Origin of the sequence: Aliiglaciecola sp. SL4 (assembly GCF_041538045.1) — a bacterium.
Lineage (GTDB): Bacteria > Pseudomonadota > Gammaproteobacteria > Enterobacterales > Alteromonadaceae > Aliiglaciecola.
Window position 1 is genome coordinate 26,864 of the sequence record NZ_JBGOSE010000006.1, and the last position, 20,387, is coordinate 47,250.

21 protein-coding genes are annotated in these 20,387 nt (G+C 40.4%); 11 read left to right on the forward strand and 10 right to left on the reverse strand.

The features are described 5' to 3' along the window. The first annotated feature begins 409 nt into the window (after positions 1-409). A complete protein-coding gene (locus tag AB6T38_RS10330) occupies positions 410-1,681 on the forward strand; it encodes a sugar MFS transporter (RefSeq protein WP_372547246.1) in 1,272 nt (423 codons plus the stop codon). Next, the gene (gene treF, locus AB6T38_RS10335; RefSeq protein WP_372547247.1) at positions 1,678-3,240 is read left to right on the forward strand and encodes an alpha,alpha-trehalase TreF; all 1,563 of its coding nucleotides are present in this window, start codon (positions 1,678-1,680) and stop codon (positions 3,238-3,240) included. The genes AB6T38_RS10330 and treF overlap by 4 nt, the downstream gene beginning before the upstream one ends. Here the strand turns inward: treF and gluQRS are convergent. The 3 genes from gluQRS to sfsA form a co-directional block, all read right to left on the reverse strand. After that, positions 3,204-4,067, reverse strand: a complete 864-nt coding sequence (gluQRS, locus tag AB6T38_RS10340; RefSeq protein WP_372547248.1) for a tRNA glutamyl-Q(34) synthetase GluQRS — start codon at positions 4,065-4,067, stop codon at positions 3,204-3,206. The genes treF and gluQRS overlap by 37 nt on opposite strands. Before the next feature lie 79 nt (positions 4,068-4,146). Then, a complete protein-coding gene (gene dksA, locus AB6T38_RS10345) occupies positions 4,147-4,593 on the reverse strand; it encodes an RNA polymerase-binding protein DksA (protein WP_372547249.1) in 447 nt (148 codons plus the stop codon). A gap of 226 nt (positions 4,594-4,819) precedes the next feature. Beyond that, positions 4,820-5,524, reverse strand: coding sequence for a DNA/RNA nuclease SfsA (gene sfsA, locus AB6T38_RS10350; protein ID WP_372547250.1), 705 nt, complete (start codon positions 5,522-5,524; stop codon positions 4,820-4,822). 90 nt (positions 5,525-5,614) lie between these two features. Between sfsA and pepB the strand changes: the two genes are divergently transcribed. From pepB to AB6T38_RS10365, 3 genes are all read left to right on the forward strand, one after another. Further along, the gene (gene pepB, locus AB6T38_RS10355; protein WP_372547251.1) at positions 5,615-6,907 is read left to right on the forward strand and encodes an aminopeptidase PepB; all 1,293 of its coding nucleotides are present in this window, start codon (positions 5,615-5,617) and stop codon (positions 6,905-6,907) included. 332 nt (positions 6,908-7,239) lie between these two features. Next, on the forward strand, positions 7,240-7,839 hold the full coding sequence (locus tag AB6T38_RS10360) for a YhgN family NAAT transporter (RefSeq protein ID WP_372547252.1): 600 nt from the start codon (positions 7,240-7,242) through the stop codon (positions 7,837-7,839). Beyond that, positions 7,836-8,426, forward strand: a complete 591-nt coding sequence (locus tag AB6T38_RS10365; RefSeq protein ID WP_372547253.1) for a YjaG family protein — start codon at positions 7,836-7,838, stop codon at positions 8,424-8,426. Before AB6T38_RS10360 ends, AB6T38_RS10365 begins: the two co-directional genes overlap by 4 nt. Here the strand turns inward: AB6T38_RS10365 and rsmD are convergent. Then, positions 8,413-9,000, reverse strand: coding sequence for a 16S rRNA (guanine(966)-N(2))-methyltransferase RsmD (gene rsmD, locus AB6T38_RS10370; RefSeq protein WP_372547254.1), 588 nt, complete (start codon positions 8,998-9,000; stop codon positions 8,413-8,415). The genes AB6T38_RS10365 and rsmD overlap by 14 nt on opposite strands. Positions 9,001-9,178: 178 nt before the next feature. Between rsmD and ftsY the strand changes: the two genes are divergently transcribed. Genes ftsY through ftsX form a run of 3 tightly spaced genes read left to right on the forward strand, consistent with a single transcriptional unit; the run spans position 9,179 to position 12,161 of the window. Continuing rightward, a complete protein-coding gene (gene ftsY / locus AB6T38_RS10375; RefSeq protein WP_372547255.1) occupies positions 9,179-10,462 on the forward strand; it encodes a signal recognition particle-docking protein FtsY in 1,284 nt (427 codons plus the stop codon). Between the two features lie 14 nt (positions 10,463-10,476). Then, the gene (ftsE, locus tag AB6T38_RS10380) at positions 10,477-11,181 is read left to right on the forward strand and encodes a cell division ATP-binding protein FtsE (protein WP_372547256.1); all 705 of its coding nucleotides are present in this window, start codon (positions 10,477-10,479) and stop codon (positions 11,179-11,181) included. Then, a complete protein-coding gene (gene ftsX / locus AB6T38_RS10385) occupies positions 11,181-12,161 on the forward strand; it encodes a permease-like cell division protein FtsX (protein WP_372547257.1) in 981 nt (326 codons plus the stop codon). The genes ftsE and ftsX overlap by 1 nt, the downstream gene beginning before the upstream one ends. 53 nt (positions 12,162-12,214) lie before the next feature. Here ftsX and AB6T38_RS10390 read toward each other — a convergent pair whose 3' ends face one another. Both AB6T38_RS10390 and AB6T38_RS10395 read right to left on the reverse strand, forming a co-directional pair. After that, positions 12,215-13,453: an EAL and HDOD domain-containing protein gene (locus tag AB6T38_RS10390; protein ID WP_372547258.1), complete on the reverse strand. Its 1,239-nt coding sequence runs from the start codon at positions 13,451-13,453 to the stop codon at positions 12,215-12,217. A 54-nt stretch (positions 13,454-13,507) separates the two neighbouring features. Further along, complete coding sequence (locus tag AB6T38_RS10395; protein ID WP_372547259.1) at positions 13,508-14,731, reverse strand: EAL and HDOD domain-containing protein; 1,224 nt, start codon at positions 14,729-14,731, stop codon at positions 13,508-13,510. Between the two features lie 249 nt (positions 14,732-14,980). On the opposite strand from AB6T38_RS10395, the gene rpoH reads away from it, so the two are divergent. Next, the gene (rpoH, locus tag AB6T38_RS10400; protein ID WP_348491226.1) at positions 14,981-15,835 is read left to right on the forward strand and encodes an RNA polymerase sigma factor RpoH; all 855 of its coding nucleotides are present in this window, start codon (positions 14,981-14,983) and stop codon (positions 15,833-15,835) included. 101 nt (positions 15,836-15,936) lie between these two features. Here the strand turns inward: rpoH and AB6T38_RS10405 are convergent, their stop codons facing one another. The 3 genes from AB6T38_RS10405 to pip form a co-directional block, all read right to left on the reverse strand. Next, the gene (locus AB6T38_RS10405) at positions 15,937-16,860 is read right to left on the reverse strand and encodes a YiiD C-terminal domain-containing protein (protein WP_372547260.1); all 924 of its coding nucleotides are present in this window, start codon (positions 16,858-16,860) and stop codon (positions 15,937-15,939) included. Positions 16,861-17,006: 146 nt separating this feature from the next. Beyond that, positions 17,007-17,447 carry a D-aminoacyl-tRNA deacylase gene (dtd, locus tag AB6T38_RS10410; RefSeq protein WP_372547261.1) on the reverse strand — a complete coding sequence of 147 codons (441 nt, stop codon included), beginning with the start codon at positions 17,445-17,447 and terminating at the stop codon, positions 17,007-17,009. Continuing rightward, the gene (gene pip, locus AB6T38_RS10415; RefSeq protein WP_372547262.1) at positions 17,444-18,415 is read right to left on the reverse strand and encodes a prolyl aminopeptidase; all 972 of its coding nucleotides are present in this window, start codon (positions 18,413-18,415) and stop codon (positions 17,444-17,446) included. The genes dtd and pip overlap by 4 nt, the downstream gene beginning before the upstream one ends. A 105-nt stretch (positions 18,416-18,520) precedes the next feature. Here pip and AB6T38_RS10420 point away from each other — a divergent pair, with 105 nt between their 5' ends. Together AB6T38_RS10420 and AB6T38_RS10425 are read left to right on the forward strand one after the other, a co-directional pair. Beyond that, positions 18,521-18,742: a hypothetical protein gene (locus tag AB6T38_RS10420; protein ID WP_372547263.1), complete on the forward strand. Its 222-nt coding sequence runs from the start codon at positions 18,521-18,523 to the stop codon at positions 18,740-18,742. Positions 18,743-18,744: 2 nt separating this feature from the next. After that, on the forward strand, positions 18,745-19,380 hold the full coding sequence (locus AB6T38_RS10425) for a DUF2959 domain-containing protein (protein WP_372547264.1): 636 nt from the start codon (positions 18,745-18,747) through the stop codon (positions 19,378-19,380). An 82-nt stretch (positions 19,381-19,462) separates the two neighbouring features. On the opposite strand, the gene AB6T38_RS10430 is transcribed toward AB6T38_RS10425, so the two are convergent. Further along, entirely contained in the window at positions 19,463-20,359 is an 897-nt protein-coding gene (locus AB6T38_RS10430; RefSeq protein ID WP_372547265.1) for a virulence factor BrkB family protein, read from the reverse strand. Positions 20,360-20,387: the final 28 nt, after the last annotated feature.

Consider the following 20,387-nt stretch of genomic DNA (forward strand, 5'->3'; position numbering starts at 1 on the left):
GATAACACAAATTATTTTAATTGGCGCGCAATGATATACTGGATGAAAAGTATTTTCTATCTGTTGCTATAGCAAGTTATCGCTAATTTTGATTCAACTACAAAATAGAGGGATTAATTACTGTTATTTTGCATTTCGAACACTGGAGTTACGGGTAATTAGTTGGGTGTCTAAATGCACCGATTCCACTAGTTTTTAGTAACTCAAGTGTGACCTTGTATGCATCACCGATGAAGGTGCTTTGACGGAGGGGGATCCGCCAAATCCAACTACACCAAATTGACGATTTATTATGCCTCGTTCAGCAACATTTAGTGTGAGTTATGAGTTTTACTAATAAACTCTAGTTTGCAGCGCGATTAGCGCGCTTTTTTATTCAATCATTTTACGCCTTTAATTGGTGACGTTAATGCCTAGATTTATGACCATATTTGCCATTGCAGCTTGCTACTTTATTTTCGCTATTTTATTAAATAGTGTTGGTGCGGTGATTCTGCAATCGATAAATAGCTTTGATATTAGTAAACCTGTAGCTAGTTCTTTAGAGGGGTTTAAAGATCTTTCCATTGCTTTTGTATCTTTTGCGATTGCCGCATTTGTGCCCAGAGTAGGTTATAAATTAGCAATGATGTCAGGGCTAATTTTGGTTGCTGTGGTCTGTGCGTTGACCCCATTATTTGCGCAATTTAGCATGATACAAATACTTTTCGCTTGTATTGGAACGGCGTTTGCGCTGATAAAAGTGTCTGTTTACAGCATCATAGGTCAACTCTCCGATGATACTAAAAGTCATGCCTCACTGCTAAACACCATCGAAGGCATTTTTATGCTTGGCGTGTTATCTGGCTACTGGTTGTTTAGTGGCTTTATTGATGCTGATAACCCTAGCTCATTAAGCTGGATGAATGTGTACTATCTACTTGCTGGGTTAATCGCATTTACTATACTTGCTGTGGCCTTATCACCCATTAAAAAGCCCACTAAACCTGCTTTATCCAGACCACTAATTGATGATTTCATGGAGATGATAAAGCTGACTTACCGACCCTTAGTGCTAGTGTTTGTATTGTCTATTTTCTTTTATGTATTAATCGAACAAGGGATTGGTACCTGGCTGCCTACATTCAATAATGAAATATTACATTTGCCCTTGGATGTCAGTATTCAAATAACCAGTATATTTGCCGCAGCCATTGCAGTAGGACGTTTATTGGCAGGACAATTACTGCGTTTTATGAACTGGTATTGGTTTCTAAACCTATGTTTAGCAGGCATGGCGATATTAATGTTGTTATGTTTACCCCTTGCTAATGCGGTGCAAAATGCAGGTCAAATCGCAACTATTTCTAATGTGCTGGACGCCCCTTTGGCCGCTTATTTACTACCCTTAGTTGGATTATTAATGGCTCCTATATACCCGGTGATTAATTCCGTAATGTTAAGCTCGTTGGAGAAAGCCTTACATGCACCCATGACTGGATTAATAGTGGTATTTTCTGCGCTTGGTGGTACCACAGGCTCAATTATTACCGGTTTCGTGTTTGAGTCCTTTGGCGGCCAAACTGCTTTCTATTTGTCTTTAATCCCTATGTTATTGATTGCTTTAACCTTATTTTTATTTCGACGTTCAGCAAACCGAATTGAACCTGAGATAACGAGTAAATTGGAGGAGATAACATGAGTAAGGTTAAGGTGTTAAATCCGCCACAAGAATTTACTGATAGTTTAACTTTTTTTGATAGTGCCTTGTTTCATCAGGTGCAAACCACGGGTCTTTTTAAAGACAGTAAGCAGTTTGCCGATGCAACGCCTAAAACTAGTTGGTCGAAGATATATCACGAGTTTGAAAGGCAATCAGCACAAGCCGACTTTAACTTAGCTGATTTTGTTACTGAATTTTTCAGTTTGCCCGAGCCCATTGAGCTTGAACAACACATAGTGCATAAAACTGTGGCAGAGCATGTTGAAGCCCTATGGCCGGTATTGATGAAACAACCGGATGAACAGGGTAATAACTCTCTATTGCCCTTAAAACGGCCGTATATCGTTCCTGGTGGTCGCTTTCGTGAGATTTACTATTGGGATAGCTACTTTACAGCGCTAGGGTTACTGCACTCTGGGCGTTGGGAATTGGTCAAGTCGATGCTTTTAAACTTTATTCAATTGCAGCAGAGTATTGGATGCATCCCTAATGGAAATCGGAGTTATTACTACAGTCGCTCACAACCGCCAATATTAGCCATGATGGCAGACTTGTTGGTGAGCTCAGATACTGAAACAGCAGATACTCAGTTTTTAATTCAATGTACAGAGGCGATGGAAACTGAATATGCATTTTGGATGCAAGGTGCAGAACAATTAAGTCAACCGTATGAAGCCCATAGGCATGTGGTAAGAATGCCCAACGGCGGCTTACTAAATCGATACTGGGATGATCAAGGTACGCCTCGTCCAGAGTCCTACGCTGAAGACATGCATGCTGCGGCGGATAAACAGGGTGATAATAAAACGCATTTTTATCGTAACATTCGTGCGGCCTGTGAATCAGGTTGGGATTTTAGTTCACGCTGGCTTGCTGATCCTGAAGATTTACAAACCATTCAAACAACTAAAATTGTACCAATCGATTTGAATTGCTTGATGTATAAACTCGAAGTGCTTTTGAGTAACTATTGGGGCAAATTAGGCGAACAGTCAAAAAGTTTGGAATACCTGCAAAAATCAGAGCAACGTAAACAAAATATTCAATCATATTTGTGGAATACAGAGCTTGGGTTTTATATGGATTTCAATCTGCTGACCCAACGTCAATCTAAGATCATTTCTTTGGCGGGAGTTTTACCCTTATTTGTGGCCCTTGCCGAGCCATCACAGGCCGCAGCAGTAGCTTCACGCCTAAAAAATGAGTTCTTGTCTGTAGGCGGGCTTATTACCACCCTTTGTCAGACTCAACAGCAGTGGGATGCACCTAATGGTTGGGCACCGTTACATTGGTTTGCAGTCAAAGGTTTGCAGCAATATCAACAAGATGATTTAGCATTGGAGATTATGCAAAAGTGGCTTTCCACCGTAGAGCGTTACTTTCAGTTAAATGGCAGCTTAATGGAAAAATATAACGTTCAACAGATTGAGTTTAGTGCCCAAGGCGGTGAGTATGAGGTGCAACATGGTTTTGGCTGGACCAATGGTGTCACTATGGCGTTTTATAAAATGTTAGAAGGTGAATCTGCCCAAGCATGAATCGCCCAACTTAGAACTTCGTCTATCTGATGATTAGATTGAAATGAGTTTGGTACGGTTAAATTCAGATAAGCCAATGCGTCTGTGAGATTTTTAACAGGTTTACTTAAATCTAAACCAGGCGCATGGTTTTGTTTGCTGAATTTACGTCCGTCAGCAAAGGTCACTAAGGGTAAATGCAAACATTCTGGTGGTGTCCTTCCTAAAGTCTTAAATAATGCCCACTGGCACGCTGTGGCCGTAATTAAATCCTCGCCCCTAACAATTTCAGTTATCCCCATCTGAATATCATCAGCCACAGAGGCAAGATGGTAGGCGTACAAACCATCTTTGCGCCTAACAATAAAATCTTCTTGAGTGGCCTGACTATTAACCTGAAGTGTTCCTAATCGACGGTCTTCAATTTGAGAAATTTCAAATTGATTTTTCAAGCGCAGAGAATAGGGTGATTTGACTTGCGTTTTTTCTCTGCAAGTCCCCTTATAAAATTCTCCAAGGGCTTTAATTTTCCCACGAGTACATTCACATGGGTAAAGTAACTTTTGACTGTTGAGTTGGGATATAATGCGTTCGTAATGCTCGGCGTTTTGACTTTGAAAAAAAACATCACCGTCCCAAATCAAACCGTGAGCGGTTAAACATGACTGTATATTTTCAATGGCGCCAGCTTGAATTCTGGGCGGATCGATATCATCAATGCGCAGCAGCCACTTGCCGTTATTTACTTTTGCTTGCAAAAAACTGCCCAGAGCGGTTACCAAGGAACCCATATGTAAAGGCCCCGAAGGACTAGGTGCAAATCGGCCAACATAACCAGTTTGGTTCATCAATAATCACCAACTTAAAGTTAACGCTCTAGAAACGACAAAAGCCGCAAGTTAGCGGCTTTTGAATTAACTTAAAAAATTAACCTTGTAGCTGTTTTTCTTTAATTTCAGCTAGCGTCTTACAATCGATACATAAATCAGCGGTAGGACGAGCTTCTAGACGCCTTACACCAATTTCGATACCGCATGTGTCACAAAACCCGAAATCGTCTTCTTCAATACGTTTTAAAGTTTTTTCAATTTTCTTAATTAATTTACGTTCACGGTCGCGAGTACGAAGCTCTAGGCTGAATTCTTCTTCTTGAGCCGCTCGATCTACTGGATCTGGGAAATTAGCCGCTTCATCCTGCATATGGTGAACAGTACGATCCACTTCTTCGCGAAGTTGAGCGCGCCATGCTGACAATATTTTACGGAAATGCTCGAGTTGAGCATCGTTCATATACTCTTCGCCGTCTTTTTCCTGATAAGGAGTTAGACCAGCTAGTGCTATTAATCCTAAACTTTTTTCTTTTCCAGTTGGCATGTGCCAATTCTCCTACACTACGACACAAACGTTGTTTAGCGAATGAGGATATATAGCAGATTGCTATTATCCCAGCAAATTAGGCTTGGTCGAATATATGTAACTGTTACGCTTTATCAGCGGTAAAATTGGCCTAGTAGATACCAATTTTTTTGAATAAAAAACAATGTGCTGTTTTTTACGACTCGCAAACATAGACTCCTTAAATAAAAAATCAACCTTTTTTTTATAGATTGAAGCTTAGCTTTTGATTTAATTGTATTTTTTCTTCAGACAATTTGCAGCTGTAGGCGATAATTTGCACACCAGAGTCAATTGCTGCTCGTAAAGTCGCCGAATATTCTGGATCTATGTCTTCGGCAACGCGAATATTTTTGATGCCTGTGTGTTGACTGCAAAATAATAAAACCGCCCGTTTTCCAGATTTTGCAATGCTACTTAGTTCGCGTAAATGTTTACTACCTCGTTGGGTTTTAGCATCTGGGAAATATCCGATCCCATCCCTTAATAAGGTAACGGATTTCACTTCAACATAACAGTCGGGCAAAGTGTCCGAGGTTAACATGAAATCAATTCTACTGTTTTCTTCTCCATATTTTACCTCAGGTTTATATCCTTGGTATTGGACTAACTCTTCCACTATAGAGAGATTAAAGGCTTCGGCCACTAATTTATTCGCATTTTGCGTATTTACACCAATCCAATCCCCTTGCAGGTTTTTACTTAGCTCCCAGGTATAGGCTAATTTTCGTTTGGGGTTGTTGGCAGGGCTTAACCACACTTCAAATCCAGGGTCACCGCAGCCCGTCATAGCACCGGTATTTGGACAATGAGCAGTTACAATGGAACCATCTTCTAGCTCAACATCGGCCAAGAATCGTTTGTAGCGTTTTATTAATTTGCCCTTGATAAGTGGACTAGGGAACAGCATATTACCTCTCACATTATGCGTTTTAGATTGCGCAAACTTCTCCAATACTCATATATACGAGCCTTGGATGTCAAAGAAAAGGAAACCAGTATGTCACATCTTTTAGTTGAACTCAGTTATCAAACAGCCTCAGCACAATGGGGAGAGAATGCGCTTGTTAGTTTTGATGCTGAAACGGCGACAATTCATTTAAACACTGATGATCCTATTGATGCGCAATTATCGAAAATTGCAGTGGTAGGCCGTAAATTAGATGGCATGAATTTATCTGGTGTTACTTTTAGTGGAAACTGGAGCGAAGAGCAGCAATGGTCTCTAGCGGCTAGTTATCGTCGAGCGCGAAATGCGGGTCAAATAACATGGCTGGAAAATAGTGATAAAACCAGTTTAGAGCAGCGTTATGCAGCTTTGAGTTTTACGCGTGACTTAGTCAATGAAACCCCTGAACAACTTTCACCGGAAGAGTTGGCGAAACGCAGTGCTGACTGGTTAGCTGAACTTGGCGGCGATAAAGTTTCGGTGAAACACTGTGTTGGTGAAGAATTAGCGGATGCTGGCTGGGTGGGTATTTATAATGTTGGAAGGGGTAGTGAACGTCCCCCAGTATTATTAGAAGTGGATTACAACCCAAGCGGTGAAGAAAGTACTGCTGTGGCCGCAGCCCTTGTGGGCAAAGGGATTACCTTTGATAGCGGTGGTTACAGTATGAAAAGTAGTGAAGGCATGTTGAGTATGAAGTGTGACATGGGCGGTGCTGCAACCGTTACCGGTGCCCTTGGACTTGCGATCATGCAAGGATTGAACAAGCGTGTTAAATTGTTCTTATGTTGTGCTGAAAATTTAGTCAGTGGCCATGCATACAAGTTAGGGGATATTTTAACCTACAAAAATGGCGTAACAGTTGAAATTGTTAATACAGATGCCGAAGGGCGCTTGGTATTGGCTGATGGATTAATGGCAGCAAGTGAAACCCAAGCACCATTAATTATTGATGCTGCCACCCTTACTGGAGCAGCAATAGCCGCTGTGGGCGGGGATTACAATGCAGTTTTCTCCCTTGATAAACCGGCACTTCAACAATTTATTATTCAATCAGAAAAACAGCATGAGCCCGTATGGCCATTACCTTTGGAGTTATGGCATCAAGATAAGTGTCCTTCTCCTTTTGCTGATACGGCAAATAGTCGGGCTCAAAAAGGTGGGGGTGCTGGCGGTGCTTCAAATGCAGCTGGTTTCTTATCTCGTTTCGTGGGTAATCAAGGAAAAGGTTGGATTCATGTGGATTTAGCGGCTGCTTATAATGGCAGCGGAACTAGCCATATGCCCGCCGGTGGGAGTGGTATCGGCATCCGAGGTATCGCCCAAGCATTATTAGAGGCTTAGTCGTATTTTGTAAAAAGTCTTGCGGTTCACTGCACTGGTGAACCGCATTAATTTCGATTTCTGCACTTTGAATTAAATATTTCTATCTGTTTAGCCATTATTTATCTTATTCTTTAGACTATCTGGTTTTTATCAATCCTATGCTCAAATTTATTTAACTAAGTCAATTTAACCTATACATTGAAAGGATAAGGTGTGAGTCGATTAGTGCTTAGCAACTTTCTAAAATGAGAGACTGATTAGGCAAACAACTTACGGTAGTTCTATATTCGATTATGGATAAATCTTAAATAGGTTTACAATGCCGCGAATTTCGGATTGTTGGAGGTATAATGGATATTTGGTCTGCTGCGGTAATGTTATTCCTAATTATGGATCCATTAGGAAATTTACCTATATTTATGTCCATTTTAAAATCAATTGAGCCTAAGCGTCGTCGCAAAGTTTTGGCTCGAGAGTTGATTTTATCATTGCTAATTATGTTCATATTCTTATTCAGTGGACAGGCAGTGTTAGATTTTTTGAATGTGAAACAGCAAGCCGTGAGTATTGCTGGTGGGATCATTTTATTTCTTATCGCCATACGTATGATTTTTCCCAATAAAGGTAGCCATGACGACGATGTAAGTGAACAAGAACCCTTTATTGTTCCTTTGGCTATTCCGATGATTGCCGGCCCTTCATTATTAGCCGCTTTGATATTACTTGCCAATCAAGATCCCCTAAGAATGTTTGACTGGTCGTTAGCGCTTTTTTCAGCTTGGGCAGTTTCAGCAAGTATTTTATTGTTTTCTGGTGTATTTTTTAAGATTCTTGGCGAGCGAGGCTTGATTGCCATAGAGCGTTTAATGGGCATGATTCTTATTATGTTGTCGATACAAATGTTTCTCGACGGCGTAGGTAACTACTTTTCAATTGGAGTGACGAATTGAGCGCTAAATTAAATACATTTCAAAAAGTGCGTGAATTAACAGGCTGGCATGCAGTTGCTTATGCCGCCACATTAACCGAGCGCATGAAACCCAATTTTCAGTTGTTTTGTGAAACAGCTGAATTCGACGATGAAGGTCAATTCCACAAGTCTTTGGAATCGATTTGGCAGTGGTTATCACGCACAGGCTCTAAAATAAACTTCGCTTTACAGTTAGAAAAAATCGAAAGTGTGACCCCTGACGCTGCTGAGCACGATAGTTTTGGGGTCTACCCCGCTATTGATGCCGCCATTTCATTAGCGGCCATCATCTCTTTGATAACTAATGATGAACCTCAAGGTGCAGTTATTGTTTCTAAATTATCGCAAGGTAGTGTGGAAGCTTTTGTTGAATTGGTATCTGATAAATCATTGAGCTCTCAAGAAATAAAAGAGCACCCCTTGATGCAATGGGAAGTGGCATTTCAAAACGAATTGCTAGAAAATATTACTGCTTTGCCTGAAGGTGCAAAAAGTGTGAAATTACTTCGTGAAATGGTAACAAGCGAAGGTGTGTCGAACCTTGGATTAGAAATTAACTCACTATAAAGAGTTTGCTCGACACACTTTGAGTTGATTTTTCTTTGATGCATTGCCAATTGTCTGGCACTTGGTAATTTTGGTTTTGTGCTTCACATTCTATGTAAACCACGCTTTGTGTCGTCACTAAGTTATTTTGGTTGATTACGTCGATTGCCTTAGGTACTAATCCAGCATTAAAGGGAGGATCGATAAAAACAAGATCAAAACTGTGGTTTAGTCTGCTACATACCTCAAGGCTATTGCCCTGCATCACCTGAGTTTGTTGGTCTTCAACCTTTAGTTTTTCGAGATTGCTGGTAATTAGCTTGGCAGCTACCTTATCTAACTCGATGAAGGTCGCACTACTAGCATGTCTTGAGAGAGATTCAAAACCAAGGCTGCCACTTCCAGCAAACATATCTAAACAACGACTTTCGTTGACATAGGGCATTAACCAATTAAACAAGGTTTCTTTCATTCTGTCCGTTGTTGGACGCAAACCTTGTGCCTCTAAAACAGGTAACTTTCTGCCTCGCCACTTGCCACTTATCACCCGGATTGAGCCGGTGATGGCATTTTGCTTTTTTACGCCTCGCTTCATGAATCCAAGAAATGCTATGATTGTCAAAATTGGACGATAGTGTATACCTTTAAGCACTTTTCTGCATGCACACTTTTTGAAAAGGCAGGTCGCTATCAAGAAACTTTATATTAGTCGATTTTTGTTGCTTAGAAAGACAAAATTGAAGACTCACATTATCAAGAGAATTAACTAAAGCATGTCGAAATTTTTCCGCTGGTTTAATAAAGATAAAGATGAAAAATCTAAGCCGTCCGTTGAGCAAGATGAGGCGTTACAGGATATCGGTAACGATGACCTTGAGAAGCAAGAATTCTCTGCGCCAGAGGCTCAAAAGGAGTTGCCTGAAGAATCCTCCCCCAATGATACATCTTCAGTAAACAAGGATGATAACCTTGAAGTTGATGAGGGGAGCAGTAAAGACAGCACACAACAGCTTCAATCCATTGACGCTGTGGCTACAGAGCAACACACTCCTGTAGAGCCAGAGCCAGAGCCAGAGCCAGAGCCAGAGCCAGAGCCAGAGCCAGAGCCAGAGCCAGAGCCAGAGCCAGAGCCAGAAGGCTTCTTCAGCAAACTGAAACGTGGGCTGTCGCGCACCAAACAAAATTTGGGAAGTGGTTTTGTTAGTTTGTTCAAAGGCAAAACCATCGATGACGACTTGTTTGAGGAACTGGAAACCCAGTTGTTGGTCGCCGACTTGGGAATGGATACCACCAGTAAAATAATTAATGAGTTGACCGAAAGCGCCAACCGTTCTCAGTTGAAAGATGGAGAAGCCTTATATCAACTGCTGAAACAACAAATGTCGGAGATTTTAGGCAAATCTAGCGAACCCCTTAAATTCGAAGGCACGGATGGACCTTTTGTGATTCTAATGGTGGGTGTAAATGGTGTGGGTAAAACCACCACCATTGGTAAATTAGCAAAACAATTCCAACAACAAGGCAAAAAAGTCATGTTGGCAGCGGGGGATACTTTCCGCGCCGCGGCAGTTGAGCAGCTCCAAGTGTGGGGCGAGCGAAACAATATACCCGTGGTTGCACAACAAACGGGTTCTGACAGTGCATCTGTTATCTTTGATGCGTTCCAATCTGCTAAAGCTAAAAATGTTGATATTTTGATAGCGGATACCGCTGGCCGATTGCAAAATAAAGATCATTTAATGGAAGAACTTAAGAAAGTTGTGCGGGTAATGAAAAAGATAAATCCACATGCCCCTCATGAAATTATGTTAACTATTGATGCCGGTACCGGACAAAACGCCATTAGCCAAACTAAACTCTTTGATGAAGCTGTAGGTTTGAGTGGTATAACCTTGACTAAGCTAGACGGCACGGCAAAAGGCGGCGTCATATTCGCAATCGCTGATAAGTTCGACGTCCCTATTCGTTACATTGGTGTCGGCGAAGGAATTGATGACCTGCGTCCATTTGATAGCCAACAGTTTGTAGAAGCGCTATTTCAAGATAACGAAAGTTAAGTGTAGGTAATATCGTGATCAAGTTTGAACAGGTTAGTAAAACTTATCCAGGCGGACAGCAAGCTTTGCGAAAAGTGAGTTTTCATATTGAACCTGGTGAAATGGCATTTTTGACCGGTCACTCTGGTGCAGGTAAAAGTACCCTGTTGAAACTCATTAGCATCATGGAGCGTCCCACCGTAGGACAGGTACTTATAAACGGTCACGATTTAAATACCATACAACGACGACAAATTGCGTTTATTCGTCGAGATATCGGCATGATCTTCCAAAGTCACCAATTGCTATTGGATAAAACCGTCTTTGACAATGTTGCTTTGCCGCTAGTGATTGAAGGATATTCCCATAAAGAAACCACTAAGCGGGTGCATGCAGCACTAGAAATGGTGGGATTGCGGGACAAAATTAGAAGTTTCCCATTAATGCTTTCTGGGGGGGAACAACAGCGAGTTGGTATTGCCAGAGCCGTAGTTAATAAGCCCCCTCTGTTATTGGCCGATGAGCCCACTGGGAATTTAGATCCTAAGTTATCCATGGAAATTATTCGTTTATTCGAAGATTTCAACCAAGCGGGTGTTTCTGTTTTTATTGCCACCCATGACTTAGGTTTAATTGCTCGCATGAAATATCGCTCGTTGACCCTAAAGCAAGGGCAAATGATCACCGATGGTTTAAGCGAAGAGTGGGATACTGAAGAGTCCAAGGAGTACGATTTTTAATGAGTCTTCTATTTAAAGGTCGCCCTCAAGGTGCGTATTCTTCGAAAATAGGCATGTTTCAACGTATACACATGTTTTTTGTCAGTCATGTCAGACAAGCTCTAGGTAGTTTAGGCGAATTGTGGCGTGCACCGTTGGCCTCTTTAATGACGGTAGGGGTACTTGGGTTGAGTATTACACTGCCTAGTACTTTCTATATTTTAGTTAAAAATGCCGAATCCGTTGCTGAAAATTGGCAACAAGCCTCCGAAATAACCTTGTTCCTGCGGAAAGGCACACAATCCAAAGATGCTAACCAACTTGTTACGCGATTGGGACTATGGTCAGAAATCGACTCGGTGACTTACATTCCTGCTGACCAAGGGTTGATTGAATTTCAACAACAAAGTGGTTTGGGAGAAGCACTAAATTACTTAGATGAAAATCCTTTACCCGACGTTATTTTGGTGAATCCAACTTCTCAAAATACCACTCCATCAGCGGCTAAGCAGTTGCTAGAGAAACTCAATCGGGAGCGTCATGTGGAAGTCGGTAAACTCGACATAAAGTGGTTAGAGCGTTTACATGGTTTTTTATCTATTGCTAAAGAACTTATCTACGCAGTTGCCCTGTTGTTGTTTCTCGCTGTAGTGTTAATTATTGGCAACACGATCCGCCTCAATATCCTAAGTCGGCGAGATGAAATCTTGGTCATGAAATTGGTCGGTGCGACCGATGGGTTTATTCACCGTCCGTTTATGTACACAGGTATGTGGTACGGCTTACTAGGAGGCTTAATGGCCTGGTTTGCGGTCATACTGTTACTCTGGTGGATGGGGGGCAGTATTGATGCATTGACTGCTCAGTATGACAAAAACTTTGATCTAACTGGCTTAGACTTGACGTCATTACTAGTGATGCTTGGTGTGTCAATCTTTTTAGGTTTGGCCGGTTCAATAATCTCAGTGCAAAAACACGTTAGAAGCATTGAACCAAAATAGACGTTAATGACTATTTCTAGCTAAATCGAGGTGAGTGGCTCCTCCTTAACTAGCTAAGCAATTGCTTTTGGATAGTGTGGAGAGATTGATTGGCGGATAGTATTGCCCCACAAGACCGCTTGATTGAACATGTGATGTAAGTGTTTTTGTTCAACTTCCAGTACTTCTGAGATTTTCCTCACTTTCATCCACGTAGCACTCTCAAACGCTCTGGCTAACAAAATGTAGAGATAAAAATCGTTCTTTCCACCACATAATGCAAATTTCACTTCATCTACAATGGGTATTTTAGTGACGAGCTCTTGCATGTCTTGATCTAACAGGGCGTCGAGTAAAGAAAATAATCCAGTCATGAATCCAATAGGAGGGTTATCTCCTACTTTTCGGTGTTTCGCCAATAAGTCACAGAATTTGGCTCGCACTAAAGACATATGTAATAGCTCCATTGGCTTGTCATCAGCTAGATTGGCCAAAGCGAGTAGGGCGATGAATTTTTTGATTTCAACTTCGCCCATGTAGTTTAGAGCGTGTTTTAAAGAAGTGATTTTAAATCGTTTATTGATCATTGGGTTGTTGATGAATCTCAACAACATATATGACAAACCAACATCTCTTTCAATAATTTCATTTATACGTTCTATGCCAAAACTTTCATTAGCCGTTTCACCGATTAATTCAACCAACGACAATTTGTTCACAGGTAGTGGAGCTTGATTAAAATTAACTGGCTTAGAAAAGAAATAACCTTGGAAATAATCAAAGCCTAAATCATTGAAAGATATGAAATTTTGCAGAGTATCTACATTGTCTGCTACCATTTTTACGTTGGCATTAGAAAAGCGCGGCATTTGTTTCGCGATATTTGGAAATGCATGCTGAAACGTATCAATTTTAACGATATCCACTAAGCTTAATAACTCACTGCTGGTGGTCAACTTGGGTTCGTTTAAGGCTATTTGAAAGCCCATGTCACGGATATTCTTACAGGCCTCAATTATGGAGTCTTCACCATCGGGATTTTCAGATATTTCGACTACAACTGTATTGGGATCTAAGCTATTAGGTAGGCCTTTTAAAATGGTCTCATTGGTAAAATTAATAAAAGACGTTTTCTGACAGGAAATGTCATCTAATGCCAATTTGAGGTTTGATTGATTTTCGGGTTGAGGTTGGTAGGGCTCAACTAGTTTGTCAGGGAAACAATTATTTTTGCCGTCTCTAAATAATAATTCATAGGCAAATACTTCTTTATCCCTGTCTAAAATTGGTTGCCGAGCCACAAAAGCGAACATCAAAACCCCTATTATTCCATTTACACAAAAATTAATTTGTCATTTCTAATTATTTTATTTCCGATGAATTGAGCTTACGATTGCTGACGCCCATTTTATCGATTCATGATAAAAACTATGCAACATGTCTTGATCAAGTTCAAGTTTAGTTGAATGATGAGAGATCCCTTTCCAATCGCCATATTCAAACGCGCGAGCAATGACTAAATATTCTCTAAGTTGACCATGTATACCATTTAGCGCATCGTTTAAATCACTACTCAGGGGTAACTTTCTCAATAAATTCGCCATTTTTTGATCTAACAGCGCATCTAATAGTGAAAATAAACCCACTAAGAAGCCTTTGGGGGGATTATCAGCATCTTGTTTAGCCACAGATATGAGCTCACACAATTTTGCGCGTACCAAAGATAATCGAATTAATTCGGTTGGCTTTTCATCACTCAAGTTGGCGATAGCGACTAAGGCGATAAACTTTTTGATTTCCACCTCGCCCATGTAATTTAAAGCATGACTCAAGGATTCAATTTTATTTCGCTTATTCATAATTGGGTTGTTTATGAAGCGCATCAGCATATAAGAAAGGCCTACATCTTTTTCTAATATCTGCCGTATTTTATTAAAGTCTAATTGTGGATTTGCGCTTTCACGCATTAAATCTAACAAATTAAGCTTCGAACTTGGGATGTTTTTTTGCTTTTGGGTTTCAGGTTGAAAGAAAAAGTAACCCTGGAAATAATCGAAACCAAGTTCACAGCATTGTGCGAACAAAGTGGCGCTTTCAATTTCCGTTGCAATAAGTTTAATTTTGGTCTGCTGAAAACGTGCTTTATTGTCTTTGATTAATTGTACATTAGTTGCCGAAACGTCGATTTTAATGTAGCTGACAATAGTAAGTATGGGATCCCATTTAGGGTCAAAATCATAGTCGTTTAAGGCTAATTTGTATCCTAACCCCTTAATGTGTTTTAAGGCTTCTAAAAGTTTTTTGGATACCTCGATGTTATTTACTATACCGACAATAACACTGTGTGGTTCAAATAATGTGGGAAATCGATAGAGTAAAGTATCAGTTGGAAAATTAATCAAAGCAGCTTTGCCGTCTGCGACTTCTTCTATTCCAACGCTGAAGTGGCTATAAGTAATCAGCTTGGCCGTTTTTTCATTAGACTCAATGTTGGGTAGGGTGTTATCTTCACCATCACGAAAAAGTAGTTCATAAGCAAATACATGCATCTGCTTGTCAAAAATAGCTTGTCGTGCAATGTATGAAAACATTTATCCTTGCCTAATACTTGTTCTTCTTGACTGAATTTTAGACGAGTATATTGATCTATTTTAATTTAAAATTAAACCTTTAAATATGATTCTTCGTCCCCATATATCCTGAATGTCTTCTATATAGACAAATTTTTTCAGTTTAAGTGAATTATTTATGACCTTTTACGGTCTATATACGTAATAGATAATTGGCTTTGCCCATTTGTATTGCTAGAATACTGGGCTGTAACGAATAACGAGGTGAACATGAGCACAAATATGCAAGCTATGGCATTAAGCGTTCCTCACAGTGGTAGTATTGAATCTTATATTCAAGCTGTTAGTAGCATTAATATGCTCACTGTGGAAGAAGAGCGACAGCTAGCAGAACGTTTGCAGCGAGATGAAGACATTGAAGCTGCACGAAAGCTGGTTATGTCCCATTTACGTTTTGTTGTACACATTGCTAAATCCTACTCAGGATATGGATTACCCCAAGCTGACCTTATTCAAGAAGGTAACATTGGCCTTATGAAGGCCGTGAAACGTTTTGACCCAACTGTAGGTGTGAGATTAGTGTCTTTCGCGGTACATTGGATTAAAGCGGAAATTCATGAGTTCGTACTGAAAAACTGGCGTATCGTTAAGGTAGCAACAACGAAAGCACAGCGTAAATTGTTTTTTAACCTACGTAAAAATAAAAAGCGTTTAGGTTGGTTTACCCATGATGAAGTGCAAAAAGTTGCTCAAGAGCTAGGTGTTAGCACAAAAGAAGTGTTGCAGATGGAAGCTCGCATGAGTAGCCAAGATCAAGCCTTTGATTTGTCTGCTGATGATGATGAAAGTGGCAGTTTTGCGCCTGTACAGTTCCTAGAAGATAAAACCACTGATGTCGAAAATGAAGTGATTAACTCCGATTGGGATACAAACGCTTCAAAACGCTTACATTCAGCGATTAAAACTTTAGATGAACGCAGTCAGCATATTATCCAAACTCGTTGGTTGTCTGACGACAAACTAACACTACAAGATTTGGCTGATAAATATGAAGTTTCAGCTGAGCGTGTTCGTCAGATTGAAAAAAATGCGATGAAAAAGTTGCAGTCTGCAATGGCGGCATAAAAACGCAGTTTAATCATTCACTATGATTTCATTAAAAAGCGCGATTTAATCGCGCTTTTTTTATAGTTGTTTTTCCTGTCTAAATATTCTCGTCAGATTAATTAGTTTGCCTGTTCTAGCTCTTCACCTTTACTCGGCAATACCCAAAAAACACCTTTAAACTCAGCTACTGGCGATTCACCATCTAAAATATCGACTTGGAGTTTCACTGCTACTTTTTTATTTCTCTCCAGCATTTCAAGCCTGCCTTCTAATGACTCAATGTTACATAAAGCCCTAGGTTGCATGGTAATAGGTTTGTGGTAATGGATATCGCCGTCTCCTAACACGATTTCACCACCCAACCCTTTTTCTTTTAGCTTTAAATGGATCATGCCCCAGCCTGTCAAGGTAGCCAACGAAAAAATACTGCCGGCGAACATAGTGCCGTGCAAATTGATATTTTTATTTAACGACGCTCGAACTTCTAAAGTCTTACCGCTGTATTGATAGAGTTGAATTCCCATTTGCTCACTAATCGGAATGGTTTCATGCCACGTATTTTGCAGTTCCTGACACCATTTAGGGTGGAGCATGACTTGGTTTACATCGGAAAGCTTTTTAATCATTTGGGTACGTTTCAATTTTCCCATTTCAGTCGGAGCTTCTTTTTCAACTGCAAACCCACAGGCTTCAAAGAACTCGATAGAGATTTGTCGACTATTGGTAACTAATCGGGTTGCACCCTGTTGACGCGCCACTTCTTCTAAAGCTGAATAGATTAACTTGCCTAAGCCTTTACCTTGACAATCTTTAGCAACCGCAATATGTCTAATCTGCGCTTCCTCAGACATATTTAAATGTACTCGCCCTACGGCAACGACTTTGCCGTTTCCATCAACCACCATACGGTGTTCACCAACTTGTTCGTATTCATCTTTCTCTGAACCTAAGGGATGATTCCAAGGTTCTCTCAACATTTCCCAACGGAAATGGAAATACGCTTCAAGTTGTTGCTCCGTTTTTGGTGTTTCTATTCTATACATATAATAGGTCGTCTCTTTTATTACAGGTCAGTTCAAGAAAGGTACTTTTAAAAATATCTCAGTAAAAACCTTGTCTGATATAGATGTTAGCCCGCGAAAAATGTTCATCATTAAAACGCAATCGCAGACGACGCACAATAGGCAGATTAATTTATTTGCAGATGAAATGTCACGGGACCATCGTTCGTAAGGGATACTTGCATATCAGCACCGAACTCACCTGTCTGGCATTCCACTCCTTGTTGTTGGCAGTATTCAACGAATTGCTGATACAGATATTTACCTTGTTCAGGAGGAGCTGCATTAGAAAATCCAGGTCTATTACCCTTGCTAGTATCAGCCACCAGAGTAAATTGTGAAACAATTAACATAGCTCCGCCAAACTGTTGAATATTAAGGTTCATTTTGCCTTCAGCATCGCTAAATATCCTCAATTTCATCAGTTTATTGGCAAGCTTTTTGACTGTCTCTTCACTATCGGTTTTTTCGACCCCTAACAACAACATCATGCCTTTATCTATTTGGCCAACAAGATTATTGTCAATTTCTACATGGGCATGGGTTACCCGTTGGATTAGTGCTATCAAGATTGTTTCTCTGTCAAAAATTTAGCCATTCTATCGGTTGCGTGACAAATTGCATCGCTTATTCTTGGATCAGATGCACTGTGTCCGGCTTCTGGAACCACCAATAACTGGCCTTCGCGCCAAGCATTACTCAAAGTGTAAGCATTTTCCATTTTGCATACGATATCAAAACGACCGTGGATTATGGTACCGGGAATAGAATCAATTTTATGAATATTCTGTAAAATTTGGTTTTCAATAATGAAGCAGTTATTTTTGATGTAATGGCACTCGAGCAAAGCCAAACTGGCAGCGCGACTCAAATTCTGGTGGAAATCGTGTTCTTTAACGGTGCTATTTAACACCGATATACGCTCCTCCCACATGCACCAAGATTTCGCGGCATGTACCCGGCTGAGTTCATCTCCATGTAAGAATATCTGATAAAAGCGATCAGTTACCGATAGATCTTTCGCGCCATTTTTAACCATTCCCACGAATTCGTCATAATATTCGGGAAAGAGTTGAGCAGCCCCGCCACTTTGTTCAATAAACCATTCAAAATCTTGTTTCCGACCTAAAAATACGCCACGTAAAATAATCGCGGAAACGGCTTCTGGCTTGGCAATAGCACTCAGTAGGGCCAACGTTGTGCCCCAAGAGCCGCCACAAAGCATCCATTTTTTAATACCTAGATGTTTACGAATAAACTCAATGTCTGCGAGTAAGTGATCTGTAGTATTGTGCTCAAGTTTTGCAAAAGGAAGTGATTGACCGCAACCTCGCTGATCAAACCCAATAATTCGGTATACTTCCGGATTAAAAAAACTTCGATACATGGGTGACAGGCCTGCACCAGGACCACCATGTAGATATAAAACAGGCAGACCTTCGGGGTTACCAGATTGTTCCAGATAAATTTGATGCCCATCACCTACGTCTAACATTTCCCTATGATAGGTTTTTATCGGTGGATATATATGGCTCATAAATTCCGCTTTTGTTTGTTTATTGAATCCATTTGCTTTAATTTAGCACTTAATTGATAAAATATAAGTTTTCTATTTAATAATAACGCGATTTTGGAGGCAAAAATGGCGGGACAAGGATCTGGCGGCAATGTGATTGCTGCAATATGTAATATCTTTTTTCCAGGATTAGGACAGTTAGTACAGGGCAGAATTTTAGCTGCGCTTATTTTCGCTATTGTCTTTTTCGGTGGCGCAGCCCTTTGGTTCTTAATCGTTCCAGGTGTTATAGCGGGGATAGCTTATATTTGGGCTATCATTGATGCTGCAAAGTACAAAGGTTCATAAACATGAAAAATCTAGTAATCGTATTCTTTAGTTTGGTGATGTTTGGTTGTCAAAGTGCTTATTATGCGGCATGGGAAAAGCTTGGTGTTGAAAAGCGCGATATCTTAGTTGATCGCGTAGAGGACGCAAAAGATTCTCAAGAAGATGCACAATTGCAATTTGCCTCAGCCTTGGACGAATTCAGTCAGTTAATTAATTATGACGGTGGTGAGTTACAAGACGTTTATGACGATCTTAGTGGTCAATATGAAGCGAGTAAAAGTGCCGCTGATAACGTAAGTAGCCGAATTGATAAGGTTGAGAGTGTTGCTGAAGCGCTTTTTGATGAATGGGCTGAAGAACTTGAAAAGTATTCTAACGCTAAGTTGAAGCGCGACAGTGAAAAACAATTGCGCGAAACACAGCGACGCTATAATTCGTTGATATCCGCCATGCGTAAAGCAGAGTCTAAAATGCCACCCGTACTTTCAGCGTTGCAGGATAATGTTCTGTATTTAAAACATAATCTAAATGCTAACGCAGTTGGCGCGCTGCAAGGTGAATTCAATCTCATCAAAAAAGATATTGATCTGTTGATTGAAGAAATGAATTCCGCTATTTCTCAAAGCAATGAATTTATCACCAGCATTCAATCATGAAAAAAGGGGCTTTGCCCCTTTTGTAAATCCATGCAGACTTAGTCAACTCTGTGCTTCTAAGTTGTGCTAAAAAATCATTCTGCTAATCTGAGTTTTCATCATTAGGCATTAAATTGCGTTCTTCACCGGTATCTTCTTCTGGCATGATTCGCTCCAGTGCTCGGGTAAATTCAGCGCCCACCAACACTAATATCCAACTTAAATATACCCATACAAACAAAATAGGAATGACTGCAATCGCGCCATAAATCACTTGGTAAGACGGGAAGTTTTCCACATACATGGCAAACATTTTTTTGGATAACTCAAACAGACCAGCAGCCAATATTGCGCCAGACAAGGCGTGTTTGTAGCTAATTTGTTTGTTTGGCACCACCATATAGAGAATAAAAAAGGCAAACACTGAGGTAACAAAGGGCACAACTTTGAGCAGAACTGTACTAAAACCTGGGGTATATTCATCAGCGTAGTTGGCTAGACCAACCAAATATGAACTGACTAGCACACTTACCCCAATCAACAGCGGCGCTAAAGTGAGAACCATCCAGTAAATGGCAAAAGTGTAGATGGCAGGACGTTCACTTTTGGCCTGCCAAATCCTATTTAGGGTTTTATCAACATTAGAAATAAGAGTTAAAGCCACTACCACCAAAAACGCAATGCTCAAGGCTCCCATCTTAGAGGCGTTGTCGACGAACTCTGTCATATGTTTTTGTAAAACATCCCCCGACGTGGGAATGAAATTATTGAACACAAACTCTTCTAAATGAGTTCGTACTTCTGAAAAAGCCGGAAACGCGGAAAGGATACTAAAAAATACGACAATAAAGGGCACAAGAGATAGCAGGGAAACATAAGCAAGGTGACCTGCGGATACGCCAATATTATCTTTTTGACAGTGGTGTAACACATTGCGCACGATTATAAACACGTGCCCTAAAAAGGCTTTAATTTGTGTAAACCAGTTTTGCTGTGTCATACCACTCTCAAAATGAATTTATCGCCCC